Below are 15,446 nucleotides of genomic sequence, written 5' to 3'. Positions count from 1 at the left end.
GGATGAGCGACAAGGCCACAGCGCGGGACGGACAGCGGCTGCGCCTGCATGTGCGTGGCGCCGTGCAGGGCGTCGGCTTTCGTCCCTACGTCTATGGTCTCGCCACCCGCTATCGCCTCGGCGGCTTCGTCGCCAACGATCCGAACGGCGTTCTTATCGAAGTCGAAGGCGAGCGGGCGTCCGATTTCGTCGCCGCGCTGCCACTGGAAAAGCCGCCGCTTGCCAGGATCGACGAGATCTCGGTTCAGCCGATCGGCGCCGCCGCCACCGAGGAGTTCTCGATTCGCACCAGCGAGCAGGGTAGGGTGTCGACGCGCATCGTCGCGGACGCCGCGACTTGCCGGGAATGCCTGAGCGAGCTGTTCGATCCGGCAAGCCGATTCCACCGCTATCCCTTCATCAACTGCACGCATTGCGGTCCGCGCTACACCATCGCCGAGCGGCTGCCCTATGATCGTCCGGCCACCGCAATGAAGCGCTTTGCGATGTGCGCAGCCTGTGCCGCTGATTATGCTGACCCCGGCAGTCGCCGCTTCCATACCGAGGCGATTGCGTGCCCGCGATGCGGGCCGCGGCTCAGCCATGGCATCGCCGAGATCGCCGCCGCCGTCGCGGGCGGCAAGATTGTCGCGATCAAGGGCCTCGGCGGTTATCAGCTCATCTGCGATGCTCACAATGATGCGGCCGTGCGGCAACTGCGCCTGCGCAAGCAGCGCGATCAGAAGCCCTTCGCCGTCATGGTCGGTACGCTGGAGGCAGTCGCCGAGTTCGCCGAGGCCGACGCTGTCGAACTTGCGCTGCTCGAGTCACGGCCGCGGCCGATCGTGTTGCTGACGTCGCGCGGGCGCCTTGTGCAGTCAATCGCGCCGGAGCTGGCGCGCATCGGCATCATGCTGCCGGTCGCACCGCTTCACCACCTGATTTTCGATGCGCTGAATGCGGCGCATGCGCCGGTCGGCGAGAGCTGGGCGATTGTCGCGACCAGCGCCAATCTCAGCGGCGAGCCGCTGCTGATCGATAATCGCGAAGCGGAGCAACGACTTGCCGGCATCGCCGATCTCATCGTCACGCATGACCGCGACATCGTCACCCGCGCCGATGATTCCTTGGCTGCGGTGGTCGCCGGACGGCCCCAGTTCATTCGGCGTGCGCGAGGCTATGTCCCGGAGCCTGTCCGGCTTGCGCGCTCGGTGGCGCCCCTGCTTGCCGTCGGCGGAGCGCTGAAGTCGACGGTGGCGGTGACGCGCGGCAACGAGGCCTTTGTCTCCCAGCACATCGGCGACCTCGACACCGCAGAAGGCATCCGATTCTTCGAGGAAACTGTGGACCATCTGCTGTCTACCCTCGACGTCGAGCCTGTCGCCCTGATCCACGACTTGCATCCGAACATGGCATCGACCCGTTTCGCCGAGGCACGCGGGACCAGGCTGATCGCGGTCCAGCACCATCACGCCCATGCGGCCTCGGTGATGGCGGAGCATGGCATCGCAGGTCCGGTGCTTGCCTTAGTGCTTGACGGGTTCGGCTACGGCAGCGACGGCGGCAATTGGGGGGGCGAACTGCTTGCCTGTGAAGGCGCGCGGTTCCGGCGGCTCGGGCATCTGGCGCCGCTGAAGATGCCGGGCGGCGATCGGGTCGCGCGCGAGCCGTGGCGGATGGCCGCCAGCGTGCTGCACGCGCTTCGGCGCGGCGATGCGATTGCGTCTCGCTTTGCGGCACAGCCGCAGGCCGCGCGCCTATCGGCTCTGCTCGAACAACCCGGTATGCCCACGACGACCAGCGCCGGCCGGCTGTTCGATGCGGCCGCAGGGCTGCTCGGGGTCTGCACCGTACAAACCTACGAAGGCGAGGCTGCCATGAAGCTAGAGGCGCGGGTCCGCGAGCCGCGCGTTGTGTCCGGCGGCTGGGTGATCGAGAATGGCGTGCTGTCGCTGCTCCCATTGCTCGACCGTCTGGTGGTCGATGCGCCGGATCCCACCGACGGGGCCGGGCTGTTTCACGGCACCTTCGCTGCCGCTTGCGTCGATTGGATCTCCCAAGCGGCTCGTGAGACCGGACTTGAGACCGTCGCCTTGAGCGGCGGCTGCTTCCTGAACGCCCGCCTCAGCACCGGGATTTCGCGCGGTTGCATCGCTGCCGGGCTCACCCCGCTCTTGCCGCGCCAACTGCCGCCGAATGATGGCGGCCTAAGCCTGGGTCAGGCCTGGATCGCGGGGCTGCAACTTCTCGAACACCAAGGCTTAGAAGGAACCGCCTGATGTGTCTTGCCATACCCGCCGAGGTGACAAAGCTCCTGCCTGACGACATGGCCATTGTGTCCATCGACGGCGTCAGCAAGGAGATCTCCGTCGCGCTCATCGAGGATCTCGCCATCGGCGACTACGTGATCATCCATGTCGGCTACGCGCTTACCAAAATCGATCCGGAAGAGGCGCAACGGACGCTGGAATTGCTGCACGAGCTTAGCGCCGAGGCCCTGGGAGCCATGCCATGAAGTATGCCGACGAGTTCCGCGACAAGGAGATCGCGCTCGGGCTTGCGAACGCGATCCAGTCCGAAGCAGATCCGCAGCGCCCCTATCGCTTCATGGAATTCTGCGGCGGCCACACGCATGCGATCTCGCGTTATGGCCTGGAGGACATGCTGCCTAAAAACGTGCGGATGATCCACGGTCCGGGTTGCCCGGTTTGCGTACTGCCGGCGGGGCGCATCGACATGGCGATCCGACTGGCCGAACGGCCCGAAATCATCTTCTGCGTCTATGGCGATCTGATGCGCGTGCCGGGCTCGCAAGGCGCCTCGTTGCTGAAGGCAAAGGCGAAAGGCGCCGACATCCGCATGGTCTATTCCACCATCGATGCGCTCAGGATCGCCGAGGAGAATCCGCAGCGCCAGATCGTATTCTTCGCCATCGGCTTCGAAACGACGACGCCGCCCACTGCGGTCATGATCCGTTTGGCCGAAAAGAAGCAGCTCGCCAATTTCAGCGTCTTCTGCAACCACGTGCTGACGCCGCCGGCGATGCAGAACATCTTGGAGAGCCCGGATATTCGCAACATCGGCCGGGTCGAGATCGACGGCTTTGTCGGACCTGCGCATGTCTCGACTATTATCGGGACGGCTCCTTACGAGTTCTTCGCGGAAGAATTCGGCAAGCCGGTCGTGATCTCGGGCTTCGAGCCTCTCGACATGATGCAGGCGATCCTGATGCTGGTGCGGCAGGTCAATGAGAACCGGCACGAGGTCGAGAACCAGTACAGCCGCGCTGTAAAGCGTGACGGCAATCTGCGCGCCAAGGAGGAGGTCTCCGACATTTTCGAGCTGCGCGACCAGTTCGAATGGCGCGGGCTCGGGCAGGTACCCTATAGCGGCCTGAAGCTGAAGCGCGCTTTCGCGAAATACGATGCCGAAGCGCGCTTCGACATGAAGGAGCTCCGCGTTGCCGACAATCCGGCCTGTGAATGCGGCGCCATCCTGCGCGGCGTGAAGAAACCGGTCGATTGCAAGCTGTTCGGCACGGTCTGCACGCCGGAAACGCCGATAGGGTCTTGCATGGTCTCGTCCGAGGGCGCCTGCGCTGCGCACTGGACCTATGGCCGCTTCCGCGACCATCAGCAGAGGCGGGCATCATGAAGGCCCATCAACGCAAGCTCGACATCAAGAACGGCTGCGTAGACCTGTCCCACGGCTCTGGCGGCCGCGCGATGGCACAGCTGATCTCGGGTCTTTTCCACTCGGCCTTCGGCAACGAATGGCTGGCGCGCGGCAATGACCAGTCGGCCTTCGATGTCGCAGCCGGACGCATGGTCATGACGACCGACGGTTACGTGGTCTCGCCGCTATTCTTCCCGGGCGGCAATATCGGCTCGCTCGCCGTGCACGGCACGGTCAACGACATCGCCATGGCCGGCGCGCGGCCGCTCTACCTCTCGGCGAGCTTCATCATCGAGGAGGGCTTTCGCTTCTCCGACCTGAAGATGATCGCGGAATCTATGGGCGAGGCGGCGCGCGCGGCCGGCGTCCATATCATCACGGGCGATACCAAGGTGGTCGAGCGCGGCAAGGCCGACGGCCTCTTCATCTCGACCGCCGGCGTCGGCGTCGTACCCGATGGCCTCGATCTATCCGCCGAGAAGGCTCGCGTCGGCGATCGCGTCCTGATCTCCGGCACGCTCGGGGACCACGGCGTCGCTATCATGTCGAAGCGGCAGAACCTCGCCTTCGAGACCGAGATCGTCTCGGACTCAGCCTCGCTGCATGATCTCGTGGCAAAGATGGTCACCGCAGGCGGAGAGGGCATCCGCCTGATGCGCGATCCGACCCGCGGCGGGCTAGCCGCCGCGCTCAACGAGATCGCCCAGCAGTCTGGCCTCGGCTTCCGTGTGCAGGAGGAGGCGATCCCAGTGAAGCCGGGCGTGGCCGCGGCCTGCGAACTGCTGGGCCTCGACCCGCTCTATGTGGCCAACGAAGGCAAGCTGGTTGCAATTGTGGCCCCGGAGGCGGCCGCTGCCGTGCTCGCGACGATGCGCGCGCATCCGCTCGGCTGTGATGCGGCCGACATCGGCGAGGCCGTGGCCGACGATCACCATTTCGTGCAGATGGCGACGAGCTTTGGCGGTGGCCGGATCGTCGACTGGCTGTCGGGCGAACAACTGCCGAGGATCTGCTGAGGCCGGTCATGCGCATCCTGCTTCTCACGCACTCCTTCAACAGCCTGACGCAACGGCTCCACGTCGAGCTCAGGGAGGGCGGCCACGAGGTCTCGGTCGAGCTGGATATCCACCCCGACGTTACGCGCGAAAGCGTGGCGCTGTATCAGCCAGATCTGGTGATCGCGCCGTTCCTCAAGCGCGCAATCCCCGAAGATGTCTGGCGTAGCGTGCGCTGCCTGATCGTCCATCCCGGTCCGCCCGGCGACCGCGGTCCGGCGGCGCTCGACTGGGCGATTCTGGAAGGTGTTTCCAATTGGGGCGTGACTGTGCTTCAGGCCGACGGCGGGTTCGACGCTGGTCCGATCTGGGCTTTCAGAACCTTCCCGATGCGGTGCGCGGCTAAATCCAGCATCTACCGCAACGAGGTCACGACGTGCGCGGTCGCGGCGGTGCTCGAAGCCATTGCAGCAATCGAAGCCGGACAGCCGACACCGTCGCCGATGCCTGCCGATGATCCCCGCATTCGGGTGCGCGGGCCCTGCCGGCAGGCCGACCGGATGATCGATTGGCAGCACGACACGAGCGAGACCGTCCTGCGCAAGATCCACAGTGCAGACGGAATGCCGGGCTTGGTCGACAGCTTGTTCTTCAAAGATGTCAGGCTGTTCGACGCCCACGAGGCGCGCGGCATCTCCGGTGTGCCCGGAACCATTGTGGCGCATTGCGATGGAGCCTTGGCCCGGGCCACGGTCGATGGTGCCGTCTGGATCGGCCATGTGCGGCAGCTTGTACCGAAAAGCCTGAAACGATCCGCAGCAAAGGTCTTTGCGGAGCAGGCGATGCGCCTGCCGTACCGACCCGATTGCGGCTATGCGCCCATACGATATCGCGAGCAGGGCGAGGTCGGCGAGTTGCAGTTTTCCTTTTACAATGGCGCCATGGCGACCTCTGACTGCGAAGCGTTGTTGAACGCCTACCGAGCTGCGCTGGCCCGCCCAACCAAGGTGCTTCTCCTGACCGGTGGACGTGATTACTGGTCCAACGGCATTCACCTCGCCGAGATCGAGGCGGCTGACAGCGCTGCGGACGAGTCTTGGCGCAACATCAATGCGATCGACGATCTTGCGCACACTGTCATCGAGACCACCGATCGGCTCGTCGTTTCCGTCATTCGCGGCAACGCCGGGGCGGGAGGGGTATTTTTAAGTCTCGCTGCCGACGAGGTCTGGGCGAGCGATCAGGTCGTCCTGAATCCACATTATAAGGACATAGGCAATCTCTTCGGCTCGGAATACTGGACTTATCTGCTGCCGCGCCGCGCGGGTGCAGCGAACGCCACCCGGATCACGCAATGCCGCCTGCCGATGGGCGTGGCAGAGGCGGGGCGCCTTGGCATCATCGATCGTGCTCTGTCGGGCGGGGAGCTGGCGGAGGGCCGCCTCATGAGCCTTGCCGCGAGCATGGCGGCGGATGAACGCTTTGCGACGCGTCTTGCTGACAAGCAGCGACGTCGCGCAGCGGACGAAGCCCACAAGCCCTTGCAGGCCTATCGCGACGAGGAGCTGCGGCGGATGCGGCTTAATTTCTACGGATTCGATCCGAGTTACCACGTCGCCCGCTACAACTTCATTCACAAGGTGCCGAAGTCGCGCACGCCACTCACAATCGCACCCCATAGGTCGCCTCGCGCGCTCGACAAATCTACCCGCATGGCGGTGCGCATATGAGCTTCCAGGGTACTATTTTGGTAGTCGACGACGAGGTCAGGTCACAGGAGGCGCTACGCCGCGTCCTCAACGAGGATTTTGAGGTACTCTGCGCCGGCAGCGCAGCAGACGCTGAAAAGCTGCTCGAAGGGGAGATCGTCCACGCCATCATCTGCGATCAGCGCATGCCGCACGAATCCGGCGTCAGTTTCCTCAAGCGGGTGCGCGAGCTCTGGCCCGATCCGGTTCGCATGATCATCTCCGGCTATTCGGAATCGGACGACATCATCGCAGGGCTCAATGAGGCGGGCATCTATCAATACATCACGAAGCCCTGGCAGCCGGACCGGCTGATCGACATTGTCAAGGAGGCGGTCCAGCTCTATCGGCTTCAGAAGGAGACAGAGACCGCAGGGGTCGACGTCAAAGCAACGCCCGAGCACATCAAGAGGGTCGTTTCGGTCAAGCGCGGCGCAGCTAAGCATCTCTATGACTTCAACCGAATTGTGCACGCCCCGGACAGCCCGATGCATGCGGTCATTGAACTCGGCCGGCGGGCGGCCGAATACGACATCTCCGTGCTGATCACGGGCGAATCCGGAACCGGCAAAGAGCTGCTGGCACGCGCGATCCACTACGGCTCAGCCCGAGCCGGTAAGGCTTTCGTCGTTGAGAACTGTGGGGCGCTGCCTGACGAGCTCCTCGAAAGCGAGTTGTTCGGGTGTAAGAAGGGCGCTTTCACAGGCGCCTACCAGGATCGCATCGGTCTGTTCGAAGTTGCCGATGGCGGTACCATCTTCCTTGATGAAATCGGAGAGACCTCGCCGGCGTTTCAGGTGAAGCTGCTCCGCGTGCTGCAGGAGAGCGAGATCCGTCCGCTGGGCGCGCAACGTGTAAGGAAAGTCGACGTCCGTGTGGTGGCAGCCACCAATCGGGATCTTGAGGCCGAGGTGGAGGCGGGCCGCTTCCGCCGTGATCTCTATTACCGGCTGGCGGCGTTCCCGGTTCACATGCCGGCGCTTTGGGAGCGGCCGATGGATATACCCTTGATCGCAGAAGGAGTACTGTCTCAAGTCAAGACTTCCTTCAACCGGCCAGGTCTGCGCTTTGCCTCCGCTGCTCTTGAGGGCTTCGTCAAATACCTTTGGCCAGGGAACGTGCGCGAACTGCAGAACGAGATCCAGCGTATGGCCGTGCTGGCTGACTCGGACGAATTGCAGGCTCCCACGCTGCTCGGCCGGCGCAACGGCAGGCGGACCGCCACGGGGGTCATACAGAACCTGAACGGCGCAGCGAGCCTGAAGGACAGGGTGGAGGATCTGGAGAAGTCGGTTATCATCAACTCCCTGGAGAAGTATGAGGGCAATATCAGCCGGGTTGCCAGCGAGCTCGGCCTGTCCCGGGTAGGCCTGCGGAACAAGCTGTCCAGGTATGATTTGAGAAAAAATGGCAAAGGCGACGCATTCTCCTGACGGATCCGACTCGCTGCTCAAGTTGATCAGCGATCGCGGTGCTATCGAGTTCGACCACGAGCGTGAGGGCGCTTGGATCGAAGTCATCCGCAAGATGGATGAGGTTTATTCCGACCTATTGCGTTATGAGGTCGATCTGGAACACAAGAATGCCGAGCTCGAGGAAGCTCAAGCATTTGTCACCAACGTCATCGAATCTGTCTCTGATATCCTCATCGTTTGCGACGCGAAAGGCCAGATCCAGCAAGTCAATTCCGCTTTACAGCGCACGCTTGACCGCGCCAATGACGAAATCGTCGGCTGGAGGATGGCAGACATCATTGACGCTGCCGATGGCGCCAAGCTCATGTCGCTCCTCAAGCCTCGGAGCCCGTCCGAGGTTGTGGATGGCGAACTCCGTTTCTTGACCGAAGGCGGCAGCTCAGACCTGTTCGCAATCAACAGCTCGCCCCGACACGACCATCGGGGCCGCTTCATTGGCGTGGTTCTGACTGGAAGGCCTATCGGCGAGCTTCGCCGAGCCTATGAAGCATTGCACACGGCTCATCAGGAGCTACAGCGAGTGCAGCGTCAATTGGTAGAACAGGAGAAAATGGCAAGTCTCGGCCGACTGGTGGCCGGTGTCGCTCACGAACTTAATAATCCCATCAGCTTCGTCTATGGAAACGTGCACACCTTGATGCGCTATCGCACGGCGCTGACATCCTACCTTGATGCCGTCCACGGCACATCGATAAGCTCCGAAGCTGCAGCCTTGAAGAAAAGCCTCCGCATTGACGCCATTCTAGAGGATCTCGGCCCGCTCCTGGACGGGACAATGGAAGGCGCCGTGCGCATTAGCGAAATTGTAAAAAACTTACGCCGGCTTTCCCTCAGCAAGCTCGGGGAGTTTGATCGCGTCAACATCGAGCCTCTGATCAACACCGCCGTGCTCTGGGCAGTCCGCACGAAGCAGGTTCGCCTCGACATTCACATGGACATCGAGGCGGATCTTTGGACTTGCGGGAATGAAGGGCAGCTCCACCAGGTTATCGTAAATCTCGTCGAAAACGCAATTGACGCGACGCGCGGCACTCAGGAGCCACGGCTAAAGATATCGGCTCGCCGCAATCAGAACGAGATCCTGATTCGTTTGTCCGATAACGGGCCCGGGATCGAACAGCACAACATAGGTCGCATATTTGAGCCGTTCTTTACGACCAAGCGCGTTGGAGAGGGCACCGGGCTCGGCCTTTGGATCAGCTACGGAATCGTGCGCGAACATGGTGCCGAACTGACTGTTGTCAACGCACCAGAGGGAGGGGCAATATTCTCCTTCGCTCTCCCGGCGGCGTAGAGTTAGTCAGGGCTGCGACGGTTCGGCGCCGCTTCCGCCCTCAGGGCTTCTAATTTACTCGCTAGCGCGAGGTTCGGCCGCTGGCCAGGCTGTCGGCCAAGCCGGATGCGGAGGCTGTCGGCGCGAGATTAACGATCTCGACGTCCTGGAGCGCTAGCGCGTACGACCACATTCGACGTTCTCGTCAACAAGGCCGGTCAGTCGCAGCGTAGCAACATCCTAGACCTTGCGTCTGACGAAATCCACGCGCTGCTCGACGTCAATCTGCGCGCGGCACTGCACGTGAAACGGCTGATCGTGACAAGAATGCCGATGCGCGCCGCTACGTGGTTGACGTCTGGTCGGTCGCTGGCCACTACGCCTTTCCAGAACGCCCTGGCTTTCTTCATCCCTAGCCATCATGCCACCAAGGCCAGCGTATTGCGCGTTCGCGGGCTGAGCCCCGTTCTTTACTGATCTCGCGCTCGCGTCACCGAGATCTCGCCCGGTCGTGTGGCGACAAGCATCTTTAAGTGCGTTCGATACACTTCAACTCCGAGGACATCGCCCATGCCGTTGCCATCGCGCAGGTGTCACGGAAAGAGCACCTCCCTTTCCCGCTCCGGAGCTCTAATAATGGAGACCGCCATCGAGACTGCCGCTCAGCGGTTCGCGAGGCCCCGCAACGCACAATCAATGGATGGCGCGTTTTGTCCTAGCATGGGCCATTTTTTGTGCTGAGGGTCGGCCTATGCCTTGGATGCATACTGACCTTGATAGAATGAATTTGATCCAAAATAGCCCGCCCCTTAGCGTTGCTAATTAGCACCGTCGAGCTGTGGCGGCAGGAAAGCAACACTTTACGAGTTGCGAAACTGCCGCCCAGCTTCCCGTGTCGAGCCCAAGCACGCTTCGCGGTTTGCCGTGCTGGCCAATGGAAGACGTCGGTGCCGCGTCATTGAGGTCTAATTTCCTACCCTCAACAGCACGCGGCCGAGTGAAACACGTGCCCCTGAAGGCAAGGGCTACCAATAGGGAGGAGAAATAGATGGGACCGTGGCGAGTAAACGGGTTCACCAGTCAAATCGCGAAAGTTGTTGCCCTATCAGCAATTGTAGGGCTTTCCATTGCCTCCTGGAGGGTAGTGAGTGCAGCAGAGATCCAGGTGCCCGACGCAGTCAAAACGGCGGGAGTCCTGCGCATGGGTCTCAGCAATGCATTGCCACCGCTGCAGTTCAAGGATCCGGAGACGGGCGAATTCAGAGGGATGAATGTAGATATTGGCCGGGAAATCGCAGCACGTTTGGGCGTCAAGGCCGAATTCAATGAAATGCTATTTGCGCAGTACATCCCGTCACTGCAGACCGGTCGGATCGATATCATCATGGGTGGACTTAGCGACCTCCCTGAACGTCATTCCATTATGGAGATGGTCGATTACTTCAGGGATTTCTATCAGGTCTACGCACTTTCCAATTCTCAGCTAAAGGAGTTGTCCGATCTTTGCGGTAAGCGGGCCGGCGCCATTCGGTCCACTGTTTGGTACAAAGTGATGCTTGCAAAGAGCGAGTCGGACTGCGTTCAGAAGGGAATGCCGGCTGTGAAGTTGATTGGCACCGAATCAACGCCAGATACGCGGCTGCAGCTAACGCAAGGCCGAATTGATGCAGCACTGCAGGGCTTCGTCGAGGTTCCTTACATGATTGCGGAGTCCAAAGGCCTTTACAAGACGATCGGCGAGCCCTTCGCGCCAGAATTCAAGGCAATTGGTGTGCGTAAGGGCGATGTCGCGCTGCGTGACGCGATCGCCGACGCTCTGGATGCGATGATTAAGGACGGCACTTATGCAAAGATCCTGGCTAGATATCAGTTGAGCAAACTCGCTATTTCGGAAGTATATCTAAATTCGGAACCGCGAAAATGAGCGCGGTGTCAAACAAGCCTGTACGATCGAGCAGCGGTTCCTCCACTCTCTTTTCACGGCCCGATCTGTCGTTGGTCGAGATCGTGCCGCCGCGTTACGTCGGCCGCTGGATAATGGGCGTACTAGTTCTTGGTCTGTTGGTCCTTATTGTAAGGGCCTTCGCTAACGCGCAGATCGAATGGAACGTTGTTGCCAAATACTTAGCGGCGCCTACAATTCTCGCGGGCTTCTGGCATACGATGATCTTGTCCGTGCTGGCGATGATTGTCGGTGTCGCGCTCGGCTTGGCTATCTCGATTATGCGAATGTCGGATAATCCGCTCCTAGTCATCGTCGCATTTGGCTACCAATGGTTCTTTCGCGGGACGCCGGTAATCCTCCAGCTTCTGATTTGGTATAATCTAGCCTTAATCATCCCAGTCATCGGCATTCCCGGTCTGTGGACGGCCCCGACTGTCGATGTCATCACGCCCTTTTGGGCCGCGCTGCTTGGCCTTGGCATCAATCAGGGTGCCTATACCTCGGAGGTCATTCGCGCCGGAATCCTCTCGGTTGATGCGGGCCAGCACGAAGCGGCACAGTCGATTGGCATGACCCGTCTACACGCGCTCTGGAGAATCGTCCTACCTCAAGCAATGCGCGTGATAGTTCCGCCGATTGGTAACGAGTTTATTGGAATGGTAAAAATGACGTCACTCGCCAGCGTGATCCAGTACACCGATTTACTTTACAGCGCACAGAACGTGTACTTCGTCAATCAGCGCGTGATTGAGCTACTGATCGTAGCAGGCGCTTGGTATCTCCTCGCTGTCTCCATTCTCACGCCGCTTCAGTTGCTGCTCGAATGGCGGTTCGCGCGGGGAACATCTGTCGTGAGGGTCCGATGACCAAGCCTTTGCTCTCAATGAGAAGAGTTAAGAAGCGGTATGGAAATCTACAAGTTCTGGACGGCGTCTCCCTCGACGTCATGCCCAATGAAGTAGTGTGTTTGATCGGCTCATCAGGCTCAGGCAAAACGACGCTCTTGAGATGTATTAATCAACTGGTTTCCGTCGACTCAGGACATATCTGGATAGACGACGAAATCGTGGGCTATCGCCAAGTGGGGTCGCAATTGCGGCCACTAGGCGGTGCGGAACTCGCCCGCCAGCGGACGAAGACCGCGATGGTGTTTCAACGATTTAATCTCTTTCCCCATATGACTGCTCTTGACAATGTCATTGAGGGACCCGTGCGTGTCTTAAAGCGCAATAAGGCTGACGTCGTTTGTGAGGCGGAAGCCCTCCTAGCACGCGTAGGCTTATCCGAGAAGCGTAACGCGTACCCTTCCAGCCTGTCTGGCGGCCAGCAACAACGTGTGGCCATCGCGCGGGCTATGGCTATGCACCCGCGCCTTATGCTCTTCGACGAGCCGACATCTGCACTCGATCCTGAACTCGTTGCCGAAGTCCTCGCGGCGATGAAGGAATTGGCACGCACCGGCATGACTATGGTGGTCGTTACGCACGAACTTGGATTTGCGAGCGAGGTCGCAGATCGCGTGATCTTTATGGAACAAGGCCAAATCGCAGAAGAAGGCACTGCCCGAGAGGTTCTTATGCACCCCAAGGGCGCAAGGACCAAAGAGTTCATTTCGGCGGTGCTCGATTAACACGCAGCATCTCTACATACGACCAGAGAGGAATTGAGGAACGAAATGGCAAAGGAAATCGCTTTCGCCGCACTCATACATGCAGCCGGTAGCGCAAGTGCCGCGTGGCGCCATCCAGATACGGATCCAAAGAAGGCGTTGAGTCTTCAGTACTACACAGAGCTCGCAAAGCTATGTGAAGCAGGCCGCTTCGATCTGATGTTTCTAGCGGACAGTCCGGGCGTTGATGTCGACAATCTCCACGCAATGGCGCAATGGCCACGCGGGCAAAACGTACTTGAGCCCTTGACGCTTCTCTCTGCGCTAGCTGCGAGCACAGAAGAGCTTGGCCTCGGCGCCACGGTATCTGCGAGCTTCACTGAGCCGTTTAATATCGCCCGGCAATTCGCATCGCTCGATCACCTTTCGGGAGGGCGAGCAGCGTGGAACGTTGTGACGACTGCAAACCAGTATTCATGCCGCAACTATGGCTATAAGACGATGCCGCCACACGACGAGCGCTATGCCAGAGCCAGAGAAGCCCTGGAGGTGGTCCGAGCTTACTGGGATACTTGGGACGATGATGCCTTCATCTTCGACAAGGCAAGAGCTATGAACTTCGATCCGAACCGATTTCACCACGTTCGATACGAAGGGAAACATTTCAAGGTACAAGGCGGACTCAATATTGCACGTGCTCCGCAGGGGCAACCCGTCATTATCCAGGCGGGCGCGTCCTCGGTGGGTAGGGAATTTGCCGCAGAAACCGCTGAGGTCGTCTTCGGAACGGGCGCAACTCTTGAGGAGGCTGCGTCCCTCTACAAGGATATCAAAAGCAGGATGGCGAAGTACCGCCGTGATCCTTCCGAACTTAAGGTACTCGCCGGCTTCCGCGCGATGGTCGGTTCAACCGAAGCAGAAGCGAAGGAAAAGCTTCGCCTACTAAACAGTGTGATGCCGATTGAAGCCAAGGTCGCGTATGTCAGTACGGACCTTGAAGTCGACCTGTCGAAGCTGCCACTGGACGAACTCGTTCCCGAACAGATGATCCCGACTTCCTCAAACCTTCATCAGGGTTATTTCAATATACTTGCGGACATGATCCGATCGCGTAAATTCACGCTAAGGGAGATTGCACAGCGCTACGAACGCGGATTCGAGATTTTCTGTGGCACTCCAAGCCAGATCGCCGACGAGATGGAACGTTGGATCGACAATGAAGCTGGAGATGGGTTTATGATAACGTTCCCTTACATGCCGACCTGCCTGGAAGATTTTGTGTCGATGGTAGTCCCCGTGCTCCAGGAACGCGGACTTATGCGCAAAAGCTACCGCGGCAAGACACTTCGCGAAAACCTCGGGTTACGCTATCCCAAAAACGTCAATACGAAACGTCCAGCTACAGGCGTTCCATAAGAGATCTCGTGGCGCGCCGCCTTTGTCGAGCCTTTCAATGCGCATACAAAAGGGCCGCGGTGCAACAAAGCGCCGCGGCCTTTCTTATTGTGGGAGCTGAAGTTCATCCGTCGAACGACTTGACGCATGGCCGAGAATACCATTTGATTTATTCGAATCGGGCTTATGCATCTAAAATGTAAATTTGTTTGGGCGGCATATGGCTAGAGCGCTCAGTTCCCGCGAGATCGATGCGTTTCGGGCTATGATGCAATGTGGGACAACGCTTGCCGCAGCCGAAATTCTAAATACAACGCAACCGTCGGTGAGCCGGCTGTTGGCGCAAGCGCAAGACGCTGTGAAATTTCGACTGTTCGATTATCGACGGGGCCGTTTGGTTCCAACCCCTGAAGCCAAAATGCTCTTTGAAATCGTCCAAAAGCACTATCTTGGCTTGGAAACGATACAGCAAGCCGCTGAAAGTATCAGGTCATCCGGCACCGGCCTATTGCGCATCGCTGCCACTCCGTCCCTGGCTATGGGCGTTATTCCAACGATCATGAAGGCATTCCGGCAGTCTAGCCCCGGTGTGAGCATCAACCTTCAGACGGGAGGGTCGCTGCAGATCAGAGACGGGCTCCTCAATGGCATTTATGATGTTGGCCTGACGACGAGCGGAGCTCATTTCCGAACAGGAGAGTTCGAAATCGAGGTGTGTGACGAATCTGAGGCCCTATGTGCGGTCTGCGCAAACAGCCCGCTTGCTTCGAAGAAGGAGGTTGCGGTCTCTGATTTTCAAGAGGCAACGCTGCTCACTCTCAATCGTGGAGACGATCTAAGTGATTTGTGGCGTCAGACACTCGCGCAGCACGGCGTGAAACCCTCGTCCGAGATCGAGGTCACCTATTCGGCGATCCTCTGTTCGCTCGCCGCCGCCGACCTTGGCATCGGCGTCGTAAGTCCCTACATCAAACCGCTTATTTCCGATAACGTTCGATTTGTTCGTATTTCGCCGAGAATCTCGGTTAAGATGTTCGCAATCTTTCCGGGACATCTTGTGAAGTCATCGCTGTCGCAGCGTTTCACGCGTAGCTTGAAGGAAACGTTCCTGCACAACGACCCCCATGTCGTGAAGTGCGGCGACTGCACGGAGTAAGCCCCCTAGCGGGATTTCGGATCGAGCTAGGCAACTCTCGCGGGCCGACGTGCCCGCCAAACAATCCCAATGCTATATCACCCGCGTATAGAGCGTGCAGCAAGAAGAATTGGCTGACGCGTTTAGCCTGACTTAATGTCCCGCAGAATGCCCGAGCTGGTGCGACTGTCGCGCAGCGCTTCGTGGGCGAGTGCAA

Annotated in this window: 12 protein-coding genes and 1 pseudogene; all 13 read left to right on the top strand. The window is 59.7% G+C overall.

Annotated elements, in window-relative coordinates:
• Positions 1 to 2 precede the first annotated feature (2 nt).
• The gene (gene hypF, locus XH83_RS36940) at positions 3 to 2,258 is read left to right on the top strand and encodes a carbamoyltransferase HypF (RefSeq protein ID WP_164933597.1); all 2,256 of its coding nucleotides are present in this window, start codon (positions 3 to 5) and stop codon (positions 2,256 to 2,258) included.
• Positions 2,258 to 2,494 (top strand): HypC/HybG/HupF family hydrogenase formation chaperone, encoded by a 237-nt coding sequence (locus XH83_RS36935; RefSeq protein ID WP_128929525.1) that lies wholly within the window; start codon positions 2,258 to 2,260, stop codon positions 2,492 to 2,494. The genes hypF and XH83_RS36935 overlap by 1 nt, the downstream gene beginning before the upstream one ends.
• Complete coding sequence (hypD, locus tag XH83_RS36930; protein ID WP_128955166.1) at positions 2,491 to 3,633, top strand: hydrogenase formation protein HypD; 1,143 nt, start codon at positions 2,491 to 2,493, stop codon at positions 3,631 to 3,633. Before XH83_RS36935 ends, hypD begins: the two co-directional genes overlap by 4 nt.
• Positions 3,630 to 4,670: a hydrogenase expression/formation protein HypE gene (gene hypE, locus XH83_RS36925; RefSeq protein WP_128929527.1), complete on the top strand. Its 1,041-nt coding sequence runs from the start codon at positions 3,630 to 3,632 to the stop codon at positions 4,668 to 4,670. The genes hypD and hypE overlap by 4 nt, the downstream gene beginning before the upstream one ends.
• Positions 4,671 to 4,678: 8 nt before the next feature.
• Entirely contained in the window at positions 4,679 to 6,379 is a 1,701-nt protein-coding gene (locus XH83_RS36920) for a hydrogenase maturation protein (RefSeq protein ID WP_128955167.1), read from the top strand.
• Positions 6,376 to 7,830, top strand: a complete 1,455-nt coding sequence (locus tag XH83_RS36915; RefSeq protein WP_128929529.1) for a sigma-54 dependent transcriptional regulator — start codon at positions 6,376 to 6,378, stop codon at positions 7,828 to 7,830. The genes XH83_RS36920 and XH83_RS36915 overlap by 4 nt, the downstream gene beginning before the upstream one ends.
• Complete coding sequence (locus XH83_RS36910) at positions 7,805 to 9,166, top strand: sensor histidine kinase (RefSeq protein WP_128929530.1); 1,362 nt, start codon at positions 7,805 to 7,807, stop codon at positions 9,164 to 9,166. The genes XH83_RS36915 and XH83_RS36910 overlap by 26 nt, the downstream gene beginning before the upstream one ends.
• A gap of 213 nt (positions 9,167 to 9,379) precedes the next feature.
• Positions 9,380 to 9,622 (top strand): annotated as a pseudogene (locus XH83_RS40530) (hypothetical protein); the annotation flags it as partial.
• A gap of 571 nt (positions 9,623 to 10,193) precedes the next feature.
• Positions 10,194 to 11,069 carry an ABC transporter substrate-binding protein gene (locus XH83_RS36900; protein ID WP_128929531.1) on the top strand — a complete coding sequence of 292 codons (876 nt, stop codon included), beginning with the start codon at positions 10,194 to 10,196 and terminating at the stop codon, positions 11,067 to 11,069.
• Positions 11,066 to 11,956, top strand: a complete 891-nt coding sequence (locus XH83_RS36895; protein ID WP_128955168.1) for an amino acid ABC transporter permease — start codon at positions 11,066 to 11,068, stop codon at positions 11,954 to 11,956. Before XH83_RS36900 ends, XH83_RS36895 begins: the two co-directional genes overlap by 4 nt.
• Entirely contained in the window at positions 11,953 to 12,720 is a 768-nt protein-coding gene (locus XH83_RS36890; RefSeq protein WP_128929533.1) for an amino acid ABC transporter ATP-binding protein, read from the top strand. The genes XH83_RS36895 and XH83_RS36890 overlap by 4 nt, the downstream gene beginning before the upstream one ends.
• 45 nt (positions 12,721 to 12,765) lie before the next feature.
• Positions 12,766 to 14,115, top strand: a complete 1,350-nt coding sequence (locus tag XH83_RS36885; protein WP_128929534.1) for an LLM class flavin-dependent oxidoreductase — start codon at positions 12,766 to 12,768, stop codon at positions 14,113 to 14,115.
• 199 nt (positions 14,116 to 14,314) lie between these two features.
• Entirely contained in the window at positions 14,315 to 15,250 is a 936-nt protein-coding gene (locus XH83_RS36880) for a LysR substrate-binding domain-containing protein (protein ID WP_128929535.1), read from the top strand.
• Positions 15,251 to 15,446 lie beyond the last annotated feature (196 nt).

This window comes from Bradyrhizobium sp. CCBAU 53351 (assembly GCF_015291745.1).
Classification (GTDB): domain Bacteria; phylum Pseudomonadota; class Alphaproteobacteria; order Rhizobiales; family Xanthobacteraceae; genus Bradyrhizobium.
Note: the sequence above shows the minus strand (reverse complement) of the source record. Positions and strands in the feature narration are given on the sequence as shown.